The following is a 15428-nucleotide window of genomic DNA, read 5'->3' on the forward strand; positions in this document are numbered from 1 at the left end:
GAAGAGTCTGCTTTATTGAATCCGAGGACGGCGTGGGGATCACTGTTTGAGAGCCTGTTCGAGGTTGTAGACTGTGGCGGTCACCACGAACTCGCGGAACTCGCGGTACCACGCGCGAGGGTGGACAGCGGTGCCGAATCGACGCTTGATGGCCGAAAAGGCGGTCTCGGCCATCCAGCGCTGGCCGTATAATTCGCTGTCCAACCGTGCGTTGTGGGCGTAATCGTACGCAGCGAACAACGGGTGGCGCAGCAAGGGCCAGACGCCCTCTGAACGGAGGGCGTCCCGGAGAGATTGGTCGTCATAGCCTTTGTTGCCGGCGAGACTCTCGATTTTCTCGGTGTTACGCAGGGCGACTCGACGGCCAGTTTGCGTATCGTGAGGCCAGTGTGCCGAGCAGTGAAGATCGAGGATGGCACACGAGTTCGTATCGACTATGGCCGTCGTTTTCAGCGTGCGTATGTGGCGATCCGAGCGGTGTTGGTAGTGTCTCGATGCCGTTTCTCGATCGAAATAGGTGGCATCGATGGCTCCGTGCGAGCCCGGATCGCAGATGTTCGCGGACTCACGAAGGAAGCCGCGCCACACGGACATGGGCACCCTCTCAAACGACCGGTACATCGTTGAGGGTACGGGAAATGCCGTTCGAGCGAGCTGTAACAGCCCACGAACCCGATCCATTTCACTCGCCCAATCCACGATTTCGCGGTACGTCGCATCCATGTGAACCCGCAAAAAGTGGAGCGTGACATGCTTCCACCCGGGAAATCCGTTGCCAGTCGGATCACTCACCGCTGTTGGACTGGCGGCACAGCGCTTTTGAGCCAGCGACGCGGCTTGCTTAACGAAGCGGAAGAGTAGTTTAGCCACATTCGGCTCTTCCGCTTCGCTTCCACCTTCAGAGCGACGCTATCTCTCCGTCTTCTGTGGATTCAACAGAGCACTCTAAACATAATTCGCCTGTTCTCGGCGACGGTCGACTTTACCTCACCAAGCCTGCCGAATGCGATATCGAAGCTAGAGTTCCTCACGAACTCACGTACAACCGCGGGTCAATCTCCACTCCGGGGGCTATCGGTCGAAGTCGTTCATTCGATGTTAGCCCGTCGAACGATGTCGGCGGCCGTACGTTCGGCCGTTGAAAGAAGTTCGGAGAGAGGTTCTTTCAGCGTGAGCAGCTCTCGATTATCCATTACAACCTCGCCGGCACAGAGGACCGTCTCGACCTCTCCCCCTTGGAGGCCGTAGACGAGGGTGTGTATTGGATCCGGAGTTGGCGTGAGATGCGGTCGATCGAGGTCGATCACCACAAGGTCGGCCTGCGTGCCGGGTTCGAGTGATCCGAGTTCATCACCGCGTCCAATGGCCTGAGCAGCGTCCCGCGTCACCATATCAAACGCTGTCCCTGCGGGGACGACTCCGGAATCGCGATGGTACCCCTTGTGTGCAGTCGCAACGGCTCGAGCGTCGGAAAGGGGATTAACCGTGTCGTTCAGAATCGTGTTGTCGGTCCCGAGGCAGACGGTGACGCCGCGGCCGAGCATATCGACAATGGGCGCGAAACCGGTCGCAAGCTGCATGTTCGCCCGATAATTGTGCACGACCGGCGTATTCGACTTCGCGAGCAGGCGGACGTCTCGATCGTTCGTCTGGACACAGTGGCCGAGCAGTGCGCGCTCGCCTAAATAGCCGACATTGCGAAGATATTCGATACTCGATATCGCCCCTCGCTCTCTCACCTCCGCTTCTGCCTCCGCGACGTGGGCTGTCGTCATCACATCGTATTCTTCGGCGAGCCGATACGCTCCCCGGAGCATATCTGACGTTGTAGTCGCGAGCGTCGCTGGGGCCGGCCAGACCGACTGTCGCTCCTCAGGCTCGTGATACGCCTCAATGAGTGATTCGACATCCGCCAACCCATCCTCGGTTTCGACAATGAGTGCGTCGGGTCCCGGATGAACGGATCCACCCCCGGAGCCTGTAATCTCCTCGAACAGACGTCTGAAATCCTCGTCCGGGGAGCGGTCCCTGAGTCCAGCGCCGTAGACGTTTCGAATTCCGAGCTGTTCGTAGACGTCGAGTTTCCGTCGTGTCGGCTTGAGATCGGTCCAGTCGAGGGCCGTTGCGTTCTCGACGAACGTGGTCGTTCCCGACTGGATGGCTTCGACGCAATACAGTCGCGCCGCGAGAGCGTGCTCATCGGCGTCCATCACTGCGAGGGCAGGCTGTTTCACGTTGAACAGCCAATCGTACAACCCTCGATCGCCTTCGAATGCTCCGCGGAGGAAGATATCGGAGACGTGGGTATGTGCGTTTACCAATCCGGGAATTACCGCCCCGCCCTCGGCGTCGATGATCCGGTCCGGACTCGTCTCGTCTTCGAGACGCTCGGCCGGACCGACCGCTGATATCTTGTCATCCTCAACGGCGACGGCACCGTTGTCGATGATTTCACGGCTCCCGTTCTGCGTGACGACCGTTCCGTTGGTAACCAGTACGTCTGTCATTCTCCTCGCCTACCCTTACTCGCCCAGCAGTCAGCAGGGTCACTGTTACACGTCGGCATTCCGTCACTTCGTCGGCGTGGTTGTACGAGTCCCATGAGTAGCGGATTGAATCCGTCGTGTAATAAATGTCCACGACCCCCAAGCGTCTAACGCCGCACCTGCAGTACCGACCCTCGTGCAGTTCGAATCGGAGCCACCGGAGTGATGACGGTCGGTGCGAAGAGACCGCAGAGCCCTGGCGAATTCGAATCGAGTCGGCTACGGCCTGTCGAGAAAAGTACTCGTCGTAGGGGGATAGGTCACGTCTACCCGAAATCGAGGTACCCGATGAAAAATTTTAAGTATTATTCCCTGTGACAAGTTAGCATCCCGGGCATTGGGAATCAATACTCGACCCGTCGCCCGGACACCCCATCACGGGCGTTTGTAGCCCGGCATCTCGCCCGAGGATGTTTACTGCTCTCGGGATAACGATCAACAGTGATCCATATGGAAATAGATATTACACTGAACGGCGACGACGTAACGTTTGAGATCGCACGCTCTGACACACTGCTCGATGTCCTTCGAGACAACGGATATACGGGTGCGAAACGGGGCTGTGACACCGGAAACTGCGGGTTCTGTACGGTGATCGTCGACGGCGATCCAGTCAAGTCCTGTATCCGACCGGTGAGCCAACTCGCCGGCACAGAGGTCGAGACTATCGAGAACCTGGGAACGCAAGACGATCTGGGACCGGTACAGTCGGCGTTCGTCGATAACTCCGCACTCCAGTGTGGGTTCTGTATTCCGGGCATGATCATGCGTTCGAAGGCGTTACTGGAAGAGAACCCAGATCCCGACGAGGCTGACATCCGTGACGCCCTCTCGGAGAACCTCTGTCGGTGTACGGGCTACGAAAAGATCATCGATGCGGTCCAAGACGCGTCGACCCGGATGTCCGGCGAAGCAGACGTAGCGGCCGACGGCGGCCGTGTTTCCACCGACGCCACATGTCACGGTTGTGATTGTCTCGAAGGAGGGAGCGACAAATGAGCAGAACTGACGATCCAGATTCGGAAGACAAGACAACCGACACTGAAAAAATAGCGGAATCCAACCCGATCCACTGGGACGAGGCGCCGAATAACCGGAAGGCACCGAATGAGCGCCGAACGGTTTCACACAGTGAGGAGAAGGACGACGCAAAAAAGATCGTGACCGGTGAGGCGAAGTACACTGCCGACTACGCCCGGGAGTTCCCGGACCTGGCTGAGGCCGAGGTCGTTCGATCGGACATCGCACACGGCGTCGTGACGGACATCGACACGAGTGCAGCGGAGGCGATGGACGACGTCTACGCCGTCGTCACGCCTGACTCCCCCGAAGTTCCTGAGAAACCCTACACCTCTGCCGGGCAGTCCTATCCCGAGCCGTCCCCGTGGGACCTCCGGGTACTCCGGCGGACGGTCCGCTTCGTCGGTGACCCCATCGCCGCCGTCGTCGCCGAAGACAAGGACACCGCAAGCAAGGCCGCACGGAAACTCGACGTCACGTACGACGAGTACGACGCGGTCTTTGATACCGCCGAAGCGATGGAGCCTGACGCGCCCCAACTCCACAGCGCCGACGACGTGGAGAACCTCCAGCCGGGCGCGGATTACGAGCGGAACATCGAGGCGCAGATGTCGGGCGAAATCGGTGACGTGGACGCCGCCTTCTCAAAGGCAGAGGAGAGCGAGGATTTGACGGTGATCGAGACTGAGTGGGAGACACCGTACCAGTCCCACTGCGTGCCCGAACCCCACACCACGATTGCCCACCGTGACGAAGACAACCGGTATCACTTAATTTCCAGCACGCAGGTGCCGTACCATACGCGCCGACAGCTCTCCCACCTCTTCGACGTGCCGATTCGAGATATTCAGGTGTCGAAGCCGCGTATCGGGGCCGGATTTGGCTCGAAACAAGGAATGATTACCGAGCCGCTAACGATGGCGCTCACGGATGCCGCTGACCGGCCGGTAAAAGTCGAGACGACGCGGCGTGAACAGTTCCATGCACTCCGCAACCGCCGCCCTGCCCGCGTCGAACTACGGAGCGTCGTGGCCGATGACGGCGAACTCGAAGCCATAGATATGGAAGCCGTCACGAACTCTGGCGCGTACGGTCCCCACGGAATGACCGTTGCCAGCGCCGTCGGCAAAAAGCCGTTACCCCTGTACACGCACACACCGAACATCCGCTACGAGATGACTGCCGTCCACACGAATCTGCCTATCGCAGGTGCTTTCCGTGGCTACGGTGCCCCGCAAGGTCACCTCGCCGTCGAGGGTCACATGGACGAGATCGCCCGCGAACTCGATATCGACCCAATCGATCTCCGTTCGCGGAACGTGATCTCGGAGGGCGACCTAGAGGTGGCCTCCGGCATCCTCAAAGACAAGGAGTACGGCCGACGCATCCGCTCGTGTGGGCTGGACGAGTGTATCGCTGAGGGGCGCGCGGCGATCGGCTGGGACGATGTCGACCAACCCGAAGCGGACCATCTCCACCGGGCCTGCGGCATGGCGTTGACAATCCAAGGCAGCGGCGTCCCCGGCGAGGAACTAGGCGCAGCGCATATCAAAATGAACGAGGACGCCTCGTTCATCCTCCAGACCGGTGCCGTCGACATCGGACCGGGAGCCGATACCGTGATGGCGCAAATCGCGGCGGAGGTGCTGAGCGTACCCCCGGAAGACGTGCTCGTACAGCCGTCGGACACGGATATCTCTCCATTCGACCACGGGGCTTACGCCTCGTCGACGACGTACATCACCGGGCAGGCGGTCAAGAAAGCCGCCGAGGAGGCTCGCGGAATGCTGTTTGAGTTCGCCTCGCGGATGCTTGGCGAACCCGAGTCGGCGTTCACCGTCGACGACGGCGCTGTCATCTCGGAGATCACCGGCGAGTCGGTCTCGATCGAAGAGATCGGGTACGAGTCGATGTACGGTGACGAGGTGCGCGCCCAAGTTATGGGTGACGCGAGCCACTGCACCGAAGAATCGCCGCCACCGTTCGGCGCGCAGTTCGTCGACGTGACGGTAAACGAGGAGACCGGGGAGTTCGAGATCCACGATATGGTGTACGCCGTCGACTGCGGCGTGGCGCTCAACCCTGCCCTCGTCGAAGGGCAGATCGAGGGCGCGATGCACATGAGCTATGAGCTGGCGACCGGAGACGGTATCACATTCGACGAGGACGGCCAGCCGCAGACGCTTGGGTTCCGCGACTACGACATGCCAACCACGGCCGATCAGCCTCCGCTGACCTCCCTCATCGTCGAAACCCACGAGCCGACTGGCCCCTTCGGCGCGAAGTCGGTCGCCGAGATTCCGGTCAACGGGGTCCCGCCGGCGCTAAGCAACGCCGTCCGTCGCGCCGTTGGAGTCAGGATCGGCGACATGCCGATCACCCCGGAGAAGATCGCGGCCGCACTGGACGACGACTGAGGCGGTTCGCCGCTCTCGGAGCTCTGTATACATCGTCGACGCCGAGGGCGCTGCCGGTACACGCACGGCCTCGTCGGAGAGCGGACAGGGCGACAGTGACACGAAAGCACCGACGGCCCCAAACGGATCGCCATCGAGATCTTAATCAGGACCGGAGCACGTCGACGTATTCGCCCGACGGTACGTCGACCAACCCGTTGTTCGTCAGGCGGTAGGTCGGAATGACCTCCAGCGCGAGGAAGGACAGCTCCATGAGACCGCTGTCGACGAGGCCGAGGTCGGTCGCGAACGCCTCGACCCGCTCGTACTCCTCGTACACCGTTTCGATCGGGGCGTCGGACATAAGCCCCGCGACCGGTAGCGCGAGCGAGACAGTCTGGTCAGTAGCCGGGTCGAAAGCAGCGATACCGCCGTCAATATCACGGAGGTGGTTTGCCACAATGGCCATCGCGTCGGGGTCCGCGCCGGCGACCACGCAGTTGTGGGCGTCGTGGGCGACGGTGGAGCCGATAGCGCCGCGGTGCAGGCCGAGACCGTGGACGAATCCCCGTCCGATACCGCCGCCGCGACCGTGACGCTCGATGACGGCAAGCGAAGCGATGCCCTCGTCCTCGGGGGGGACCAGCACGCCCGAGTCGATTGGAACGGTGGCGTCCATGGGTTCGGTCTGTAGCCCGCCGACAGCGTCGATGACGCGGACGGAGGCCGTCTCCGCGGCGTCGGCGGGGGCCTCGATAGCGAGGTCCGTCCCCGCGACAGGGTCGAACTGGACGGTGTCCGTCGCCAGATTCGTGACCCCGGTCCGCCCCGACGCTGCGGGGTCCAGTTCGCCGTCGACCATCACGTGGGAAACGTCCCACGACTCCAGATCGTCGAGCAACACGAGGTCGGCGGGCGCTCCGGGCGCGATCCGTCCGAACGGCAGGTCGTAGCTCTCGGCGGTGTTGAGCGTCGCCATCTGGACGACCTCGACGGGGTCTGCACCCTTGTCAATCGCCTTTCGGACCGCGAAGTCGACGCCACCGTGGTCGACGATGTCGACGACTTCCCTGTCGTCGGTACAGAGCGAGAGCCGCCGAGCGTCGACCGCGTCAGTCAGCGGGAGGAGATCGGCGAGGTTTTTGCTCGAAGAGCCCTCGCGCAGATAGACCCGGATCCCGAGGTCCGCTCGCGTTCGCGCTTCGCTGAGCGTGATGCTCTCGTGGTCTGTGTCGAGATACCGGGCGGCTTCGTGGAGAGCCGCGCCGTCGACGCCGGGCATGTGACCGTCGACCGTGAGGCCGCGCTCCCGTGCCGACGCTATTTTCGCGTGTACCTCCTCGTCGCCCGCGAGCAGTCCCGGGATATCCATCACCTCGCCCAGGGCGACGACGGGATTGAGGTCGAGCAGCGAGTCCACGGCCGCCGCGGAGAGCGTCGCACCGGCGTCTTGCAGCGAAGAGGCCGGAACGCTCGAAGGGACGGTAAACCGGGCCTTCAGCGGCGTGTACGCCGCGTCCTCGACGACAGCGCGAACGCCGGGCTCTCCCAGCACGTTCGCTATCTCGTGCGGATCGTGAATGACGGTTGTCACGCCCCGGGGCAGGACCGCGTTGCCGTACTCCGGCAGCGTCACCATGCTCGACTCGACGTGCATGTGGGCGTCGATGAGTCCGGGGGCGACGTAGCCGGCGTCGAGAGTGCGCTCGGCCGGACGCTCCGCGAGCGCGACGATTTCACCGTCGTCGATGGCGACGGCACCGTCTTCAAGCGATCCTGTGTTGACATTTACCACTGTGCCGCGGACGAGGGTGTCGACCGCGTCAGTCATCGGCCCCACGACTCGGACACCGTTCAGCACACGTGACAGCGCTCCGTTCGAATACCGTGCTAACGTAACGCATACTGAGTGACTGTCACCACGGACAAAAAGTGGTTCGGCTTAGCCGAGACGGACCGGAACACGAACACCCACACGCGACTCGCTGGCCGCGGGTGCCCCCTCACGACGTCTCGGCGTGGTGAGTCGCCGCTCTAGCCGTGAGCGTCAAGTAGGCGAACACGCTCAAACCGCCGACGACCGCGCTTGCTCCCCAGAATACCAACAGGAATCGGTAGCCTGCGACGGCATCACCAAACGCGTTCTGGGCGACACTGGTGAACACGATGGGACCCACGGTCTGTCCCAGCCAGAGCATGCTCGTCAACACGCCAAGCATGCTCGCCCGAAGCTGGCCCGAGACGAGTCCGGCGGTCGTGGTGTCGAGCGACGGCATCACGACCCCGAATCCGAGACCGAAACAGACGAGCATCGCGCCGATTGCGATCGGTGTCCCGGCGGCCCAGACGCCGAGCAGGCTGACCCCGAAGCCGACGAATCCGAGTGCAACCAGTTGTTTTGCCGGGAGGAGCTGTGACACCCGTCCGTACTGTGATGCCATCGTGGCGTTGGCTATCGAGACCATACTGAACAGTACCCCGATCTCCCCGGCAGCGAGGCCGTACACGTCGCTAAACAGCAAGGAGACGGTCGTGAGAACGCCCCCGTAGAAGAGAAAAAATGTGAAAAAGGCGGCGACCCAGAGCCCGAGGGCCTGTGGCATGAGTGCTGCAGCGGTGAGCCGATCGGCGTACGTGCGAAACGACGGCGGCGAATCGATCGACGGCTCCGTCAGCGAAAACAGCGCGACGACGCCAACGACGAGGCTGACGCCGAAGAACGCGAACGGGACGTTCCATCCGATCGACGCGAGTGCACCACCGATCAGCGGATACGTCGCTGCGCCGATGCCGATCGCGCTGCCGTTGACGCCGATGACCGCGTGACGCTGTTCGTCGTCGTAGAAATCACCGATAAGGGTGATCGCGAGAACCATCAGCCCACTCGCGCCGACTCCCTGTAGAAGTCGGAGGAGTAACACGATCTCGAAAGGCGGAGCGAAGCCGATGGCTGCGCCGGTCAGGCCGAAAAGGAACAGGAGCGGTAAGACGACGGGTCGCCGGCCGAAGTGATCCGAGAGAAATCCGATAAACGGCGTGAGAAGTACGCCCGGGAGGGTGTAAGCCGTAATAATGAGCCCGGCCTGCGTGTCGGAGATGCCGAACACCCCACGGAGTTCGGGCAGGATGGGACTGATGAGCGGGACTCCCATGACGCCGATGAGCGAACAGGCGATCACCGTCTGGAAGGCGGCAGACGACCAAGGGATTTCGATACGCTCCTCTGAAGACATTCGAACTCGTATCGGAGATGCAGCGCCGTGACCAAAAAATCCCCTCATCAGAGATGGGAGACATCCGACGGAGTTTCCCAGTACAGCGCATCGAGAGCCAAAGATGTGTACTCAACCGGAAAAAGCGGTCTGTAATTCCGAGATGTCGACGATCAAACGCTGGGCGGAGGCCGCGTGTCAGCTCATTACACCGCCGGTGGTGACGTAGAAGTAGAGGACAAACGCCGCCGCCAGTATCCATTGCCCCACGTGGATAGAACGGTAGTCGCCCCGTGCAGTCTTGACGATGGGATAGCTGATGATCCCCGCGGCGATCCCGTTCGCGATCGAGGCCGTCAACGGCATCATGATGATGGTTAGACCGGCCGGGATGAGCCAATCAACCGTGTCCCACTGGATGTCGGTGACCCCCTGAAGCATAATGAGGCCGACGAGGATGAGCCCGATATATGACGCGTACGTTGGGATCGCGGCGACCACCGGGACGGCGACGAGTGACACGACGAACAACAGCGCGACCACGAGGGCAGTGAGCCCGGTCCGACCGCCCTCTTCGACGCCGGTAGAGCTCTCGACGTAGGTTGTCACCGTTGTCGTACCGATGATCGCACCGAAGGTGGTTGCGATGGCATCAGCCATCAACGGCCGTTCCATGTTGGGGAGATTCCCGTCCTCGTCGAGAAAGTCGCCGAACTGCGAGACCCCGATCAGCGTGCCGGCGGTGTCGAAGAAATCGACGAAAAAGAACGTGAACACGACTATGACGAAGGAGATCGGCTCGATGTTCTGGAAGCCGTCGAGGAACGCCCCGACCAGCGGCGTGATGTCGTACTGGATCGGAGGAACGCTTTCTGGCGTGAGGATACCACCGTCGACAACACCGGCGAAGGTCAGTCCCCATCCGGCGGCCGCCGTCGTCAGGATGCCGAGGATTATCGAGCCGGTGACCCCCTTGGCGTAGAAGAAAACTGTGAACCCGATCCCGGCGAGTGCGAGTAGGGCGACCGGGTCGGACGCGACGTTGCCGAGCGAAACGAGCGTTGCGTCGTCCGCAACGGCGATGTTGGTCTCGATAAGGCCCAGCAATAGCAGGAACAGGCCGATACCGGCACCGATAGCGAACTTCACTGGTTCGGGGAAGAATTCAATGATGTATCGTCTCGCACCGACCGACGACATCGCGATGAAGATGAGACCCTCGACGAACACCGCGGCCAGTGCGGTCTGCCACGGAATCCCGAGCGCGATTACGACGGTGAATGCGAAGTACGCGTTCAACCCCATCCCGGGTGCGAGCCCGAACGGCAGGTTCGCGTACAGCGCCATTACGGTGGTACCGACGGCGGCGGCCAGAATCGTCGTGATAGCGAGCATCTGGAACACTTGGCCGTCGGAATACCCCTCGATGGAGATCGCCGCAGACAGGATGGCGGGGTTCACGACGATGATGTACGACATCGTCAGGAACGTCGTGACCCCGGCGACGAGTTCCGTTTTCACATCGGTGTCATGTTTTTCGAACTCGAAGAACGACGCTAGGCGTGACCGGTTCTTGCTAGTGTCTGTCATCCATGAACCCGTTATCTACCGGACTTAAATAAATGTGGGGCCACATGATTACTGCCAGCGGCCCAGATCACTCTGAAACAGGGCTGTAGGGACATATGAACTGCGTGTTCGTCCCTGAGGTGATGGAGGGCGCGCGCCATGCGCGCTGACTCAGGGTTTCTGTTTCCGAGCGGACTCACGCGCCTCCTCTAGGTCCATATCGAGGCCGATCTCCGATGCTTCCCGACGGACTGACTCGGCGTCGATGGCGGTCACTACTCCGTCATCCTGCAGGACAGTACCGTCTACCATCGTGAACTGAACGTCGTCGCCGTGAGCGGCGAACACCAGATGCGAGAGCACATCGTGCAGTGGCGTCGCCCGCGTGAGATCCGTACTGAGACCAATGATATCAGCTCGCCATCCCTCCCGAATCGCGCCAAGTTCATCGAACCCGGCGGCTTTCGCACCGTTGATCGTCGCCATCTCGAATATCTCGCTCGCCGGGGTCGAGGTCGGATCCAGCCGATCAACCTTCTGGAGGAGGCTGGCCTGACGCATCTCCGTGAACGCGTCGAGCGTGTTGTTACACGGAGGACCGTCGTTGCCGAGGGCGACGTTGATGCCGCGGTCGAGATAGTCCCATATCGGAGCGATGCCGCTGGCGAGTTTCATATTCGAAGACGGACAGTGCGTGACGTGCGTCCCCGTTTCGGCGAGTACCTCGCGCTCGCTTTCGTCAGTCCACACACAGTGGGCCAACACGACATCCTCGCCGGTGAGCCCGACCTCGTCGAGCCAGTGGATGTTTCGCATCCCGGTATCATTTTTCACGGTCTCGATTTCGTTTCGGTTCTCACTGGCGTGGGTGTGGATACGGACCCCGTCGTACGCGTCGGCCAGTTCGCGAGCGCCGCGGAGGCACTCTTCGGTACAGGAAACCGCGAATCGAGGTGTCACGGCGTACCGAATGCGGTCATCGAACGAGCCGTGGTACTCCTGAATGAGCCGCTCGGATTCGTCAAGGGCCTCCTGTGTATCCTCAAGGAGATCGTCGGGCGAGCGCTGATCCATCATCACCTTGCCGAGGACGCCACGGATACCGATCTCACCTGCAGCATCGAAAGCCTCCTCCGCGTGGGCGACCGAGAGGTGATCCACACAGGTTGTCGTCCCGCTTTCGATCATCTCTAGATATCCCAGTTTTGCCGCGATCTCCATCTCTCTGGCCGAAAGTGTGGCCTCCATAGGGAGGATGTAGTCGAACAGCCAGTCCAGTAGTTCGGTATCGTCGGCAATTCCCCGCCCAAGGCTCTGAACGGAGTGGATGTGTCCGCCGACGAGTCCCGGTAGCAGGACGTCGTAGGATTGGTGTTCGTGGTCGGCATATTGTGGCACGATCTCGGATCGTTCGCCCACCGCCTCGATCCGTGACCCCGAGACGACAACCGCTCCGTCTTGGAGTACCGTGTTCGTGTCTGCGACCACTGTTCCGGTCAATAACATACATATACCGTAATCAGTCGCAGGACAAAAAATTTCCCCTGCGGGCGGTGCGGGCGGAGTGGTACCCCGGGTGACCTGCCACGGACCGGCGCGGTTCACTCGTGTCGGTGCTCACGGATCACTCGACGAGGCCTTCCAGCGCGGTGGAGACGAGCGGAACTCGGCACAGGGAAAAATACTTGCTCGACCTCCGTCGGACCTCAATCGTCGTCGACTGGTTCGGAGATCGGCGGGACCGTGTCGGCCCGATCGAACAGCGGACTGGATTCGCCGGGGACGAACGTGTTCAGCGCGAGCGCCACCAGGCCGGTGACGATGACCGGTTCGCCGAAGAACGTTTGTGTACCCGATGGCAGTCCCGAGAGCGCATTCGGCACCGTCGCGACGCCGAGCCCGAGTCCGAGCGCCGTAGCGATGATGACCATGTTTCGACGATTCATCTCGATGTTCAGGAACAACAGCCGCATGCCGCTGGCGGCCACCATGCCGACCATAATGAGCACGGCACCGCCGAAGACGGCGGAGGGGATGGTCGTCACGATGGCTCCGATCTTCGGGACGAGTCCGAGCACGATCAGAATCCCACCGCCGATCCCGACGATGTGACGGCTCATCACGCCGGTGAAGTTGATGATGCCGACGTTCTGGGAGAACGATGTCTGCGGGAAGGACCCGAAGACCGCTCCGAGGGCACTGATGAACCCGTCGGCGAAGATTCCGCCTCGGAATTCCTCTGTGGTGGGGTTGCGTCCCTCGGCGGCGGTGATCCCGGACATGTCGCCGATTGTTTCCATACCCGAGACGAGAAACAGGAACGCGAAGGTCAAAAGCGGGACCAACTCGAAACTGAATCCGAACCGGCCGGGAGTGGGGACCGCGATCCACGCCGCTTCGTAGAAGGGCGTGAAGTCCACGACGCCGAACATGATCGCGACGACGTAGCCGGCGCTGATTCCGATGATGACACTCAACATTCGCCAGACTCCCTTCAAGAGCAGATTGAAGAGAACCGCGATCGTCAAGACCAGTCCTGCAAGCCCGAGGTTCTGCATCGAGCCGAAGTCTTCGGCACCGACCCCGCCAGCGGCGTACTGGATACCGACCGGAACGAGGTACAGACCGATGATGATGACGATGAGTCCCGTGACAAGCGGCGGGAAGAACGACTGGAGTCGTTTGAACTGCCAGCCCAACAGGAACGGAACGACGACTGCCGCGGCCACGATCGAGCCGAACACGACGTCGAGGCCCGAACTCGCGCCGATCGATGACATCGCACCGACGAAGGCGAAACTTGTTCCCATCACGATCGGAAGTTTCGCGCCGACTGGACCCACGGCGTATGCTTGGACGACGGTCGCCACTCCCGCAAAGAGGATCACCATCTGAACCAAAAACGTCGTGTCTGCGGAGCTCAATCCCGCGGCTCCCGCGACGATGAACGCGACTGCAGTCGACGGGACAATCATGACCGATACGTGTTGTAGCGCGAGCAGGAACGATTTCGACAACGGTGGCTTCTCTTCCAGACCGTATGCGAGATCGATTCCTTCGTCTGTGTTTCTAGGCATGTTCCGACATACCAATGAGACTTCTAATAATTAAAATCTTCTATTGATCTACTATATTTCATCCAAGATATCACGGAATATTCTGGTTCGCACATCTATCGGGCGGATAGCGTTCGCTGTATGAGGTTCCGACGAAGCGCCGTTCGAGAACGGGTCGGGAACAGTCACCTCCGAACGGACACGGTCAGCCATCGAATCGCTCCGCGGGGGATGTCGTGTCAACGGGACCGGCGTCTGGACGGCGACGGTTGTACTCGTAGCTCAGCTCCCACGGTACGTCGTGTAACTCCCAGGAGATAGGAGCAATGGCACGTGGTAGTGCTCGCTCGGATCGTCGATCAGGAACCGCACCGGAACCTCGTCGAGAAACGTAGATTCCGTGGGACCCTCGCGGTAATACGTCCCCACGTCGAAGACGAGCTCGAACGTTCCGGCGTCGATCTCCTCGGCGTCGAGTAACGGCTCGTCGACTCGGCCATCGTGGTTCGTCACCGCTGACACGATCTGCTCGCGGTCTCCCTCTTCGAGTCGATACAGCGTCACTTCCACGCCCTCCGCCGGTCCTTCGCGATTTGTATCGAGTACGTGCGTGGTCAGTCCTGCGCTCATACGTTGCTCCCTTCGTCGAGGTCGCTGTGATCCATCGAGAACCGCTGGAATCCGGTCGGCCGAGGCGGTTCTCGAAGCACTTTCGCGTCACCCTCTAGGTCGTCATTCCGCACGCCTAGCCACGTCTGATTCCTGGATTCGAAATTCACTTCGGCCAGCTGCGGGAACCGTTCGAGGATTCGGAGTCCGATCTGATAGACGAGGTCTTGGATCGAGTTGACGTCTTTCTCATCGAAGACCACCTGTGCGATATCTCGCACCTGCTCGGCAGGCACGTACTCTTTTGGATCGTCACCAAGCGCCGCCTTGGGGTCGTCGTACGTCCAGAAGATGTCGAGTCCGATATACAGCGTCCGATTCTCTCGTTCCGGAAGTGTGGTGTACTCGTCCTGAACGTAGCCGACGAAAGAGTTGTCTTTCACCTTCACGAGTTCGATATCGGTGACACCGCTTCGCTGATTCTCGATGACGATGTCGCCGTCCTCCCGCTTGAGGTAGTACTCGCCGTACGCCGACTCGTTGTCGGAAACGCGGAAGACCAGTTCGCTCGGTTCGAAGCCGCCCTCGCCGTCTGGAACGGGTCGTTGGTCGAACTGGAGTTCATCGGCAGACATGCGGACTCCCTCCATCTGATCGTAGGTGTTGAGGAACTCCGAGCCGACGTAATGGAGAAAGCCCTCGACGGTCGCACCGTCGTACTCGCCAGCGTGGTGCAAGATGAAGTTCTTCATCGTGTCCGTTGCCACCACCTTCGTGTTGTCGCCGTCTCGGAACGAGGGGAGGAACTCCTCGCCCTCGACCTGCGCACGCACCTCCATCCCGAGGAGCGTGTTCGGCTTGCCAGTGAATGTCGACTCGGGAATCTCGCGGAGCCCCGTCAGTGGGGTTGCGTACGTCCGGTAGACGTTAACATGTTTTTTCCCGTAGTTCATCGTTCGGTCGTCGGTGTCTTGTGGTGTGTTTATCATGGGCCGTCAGTGGTATCGTCGTCGGTCATCC

At 61.0% G+C, this 15428-nt stretch carries 11 protein-coding genes; 2 read left to right on the forward strand and 9 right to left on the reverse strand.

Going from position 1 to position 15428, the window contains the following annotated elements; translation table 11 throughout:
* Positions 1 to 39: 39 nt before the first annotated feature.
* Both DJ81_RS16615 and DJ81_RS16620 read right to left on the reverse strand, forming a co-directional pair.
* Positions 40 to 870 carry an IS5 family transposase gene (locus DJ81_RS16615; RefSeq protein ID WP_094590658.1) on the reverse strand — a complete coding sequence of 277 codons (831 nt, stop codon included), beginning with the start codon at positions 868 to 870 and terminating at the stop codon, positions 40 to 42.
* A 218-nt stretch (positions 871 to 1088) separates the two neighbouring features.
* Positions 1089 to 2507 carry an amidohydrolase family protein gene (locus DJ81_RS16620; RefSeq protein WP_094590660.1) on the reverse strand — a complete coding sequence of 473 codons (1419 nt, stop codon included), beginning with the start codon at positions 2505 to 2507 and terminating at the stop codon, positions 1089 to 1091.
* A 489-nt stretch (positions 2508 to 2996) separates the two neighbouring features.
* On the opposite strand from DJ81_RS16620, the gene DJ81_RS16625 reads away from it, so the two are divergent.
* Positions 2997 to 3545, forward strand: coding sequence for a (2Fe-2S)-binding protein (locus tag DJ81_RS16625; protein WP_170938354.1), 549 nt, complete (start codon positions 2997 to 2999; stop codon positions 3543 to 3545).
* Entirely contained in the window at positions 3542 to 5983 is a 2442-nt protein-coding gene (locus DJ81_RS16630) for a xanthine dehydrogenase family protein molybdopterin-binding subunit (RefSeq protein ID WP_094590662.1), read from the forward strand. The genes DJ81_RS16625 and DJ81_RS16630 overlap by 4 nt, the downstream gene beginning before the upstream one ends.
* Before the next feature lie 145 nt (positions 5984 to 6128).
* Here the strand turns inward: DJ81_RS16630 and DJ81_RS16635 are convergent, their stop codons facing one another.
* The 7 genes from DJ81_RS16635 to pucL all read right to left on the reverse strand — a co-directional run bounded on the left by DJ81_RS16635 (position 6129) and on the right by pucL (position 15361).
* Complete coding sequence (locus DJ81_RS16635; protein ID WP_094590696.1) at positions 6129 to 7793, reverse strand: adenine deaminase; 1665 nt, start codon at positions 7791 to 7793, stop codon at positions 6129 to 6131.
* Between the two features lie 172 nt (positions 7794 to 7965).
* Positions 7966 to 9195 (reverse strand): MFS transporter, encoded by a 1230-nt coding sequence (locus tag DJ81_RS16640; RefSeq protein ID WP_094524402.1) that lies wholly within the window; start codon positions 9193 to 9195, stop codon positions 7966 to 7968.
* A gap of 177 nt (positions 9196 to 9372) precedes the next feature.
* A complete protein-coding gene (locus DJ81_RS16645) occupies positions 9373 to 10764 on the reverse strand; it encodes an NCS2 family permease (protein ID WP_094528051.1) in 1392 nt (463 codons plus the stop codon).
* A 150-nt stretch (positions 10765 to 10914) separates the two neighbouring features.
* A complete protein-coding gene (locus DJ81_RS16650) occupies positions 10915 to 12249 on the reverse strand; it encodes a 5'-deoxyadenosine deaminase (RefSeq protein ID WP_094524400.1) in 1335 nt (444 codons plus the stop codon).
* Between the two features lie 200 nt (positions 12250 to 12449).
* Positions 12450 to 13820: a uracil-xanthine permease family protein gene (locus DJ81_RS16655; RefSeq protein WP_094590664.1), complete on the reverse strand. Its 1371-nt coding sequence runs from the start codon at positions 13818 to 13820 to the stop codon at positions 12450 to 12452.
* Between the two features lie 261 nt (positions 13821 to 14081).
* A complete protein-coding gene (gene uraH, locus DJ81_RS16660) occupies positions 14082 to 14429 on the reverse strand; it encodes a hydroxyisourate hydrolase (protein ID WP_094528053.1) in 348 nt (115 codons plus the stop codon).
* Positions 14426 to 15361 carry a factor-independent urate hydroxylase gene (gene pucL, locus DJ81_RS16665; protein ID WP_094590698.1) on the reverse strand — a complete coding sequence of 312 codons (936 nt, stop codon included), beginning with the start codon at positions 15359 to 15361 and terminating at the stop codon, positions 14426 to 14428. The genes uraH and pucL overlap by 4 nt, the downstream gene beginning before the upstream one ends.
* Positions 15362 to 15428: the final 67 nt, after the last annotated feature.

The sequence above is a fragment of the Halorubrum sp. Hd13 genome (assembly GCF_002252755.1).
GTDB lineage: Archaea > Halobacteriota > Halobacteria > Halobacteriales > Haloferacaceae > Halorubrum.

Excerpts from the sequence above, each read along its gene's own strand:
- DJ81_RS16655 (WP_094590664.1), bottom strand. The coding sequence starts at position 13,820 with ATGCCTAGAAACACAGACGAAGGAATCGATCTCGCATACGGTCTGGAA.
- DJ81_RS16630 (WP_094590662.1), top strand. The coding sequence starts at position 3,542 with ATGAGCAGAACTGACGATCCAGATTCGGAAGACAAGACAACCGACACT.
- uraH (WP_094528053.1), bottom strand. The coding sequence starts at position 14,429 with ATGAGCGCAGGACTGACCACGCACGTACTCGATACAAATCGCGAAGGA.
- DJ81_RS16635 (WP_094590696.1), bottom strand. The coding sequence starts at position 7,793 with ATGACTGACGCGGTCGACACCCTCGTCCGCGGCACAGTGGTAAATGTC.
- pucL (WP_094590698.1), bottom strand. The coding sequence starts at position 15,361 with ATGAACTACGGGAAAAAACATGTTAACGTCTACCGGACGTACGCAACC.
- DJ81_RS16620 (WP_094590660.1), bottom strand. The coding sequence starts at position 2,507 with ATGACAGACGTACTGGTTACCAACGGAACGGTCGTCACGCAGAACGGG.
- DJ81_RS16645 (WP_094528051.1), bottom strand. The coding sequence starts at position 10,764 with ATGACAGACACTAGCAAGAACCGGTCACGCCTAGCGTCGTTCTTCGAG.
- DJ81_RS16650 (WP_094524400.1), bottom strand. The coding sequence starts at position 12,249 with ATGTTATTGACCGGAACAGTGGTCGCAGACACGAACACGGTACTCCAA.
- DJ81_RS16625 (WP_170938354.1), top strand. The coding sequence starts at position 2,997 with ATGGAAATAGATATTACACTGAACGGCGACGACGTAACGTTTGAGATC.
- DJ81_RS16640 (WP_094524402.1), bottom strand. The coding sequence starts at position 9,195 with ATGTCTTCAGAGGAGCGTATCGAAATCCCTTGGTCGTCTGCCGCCTTC.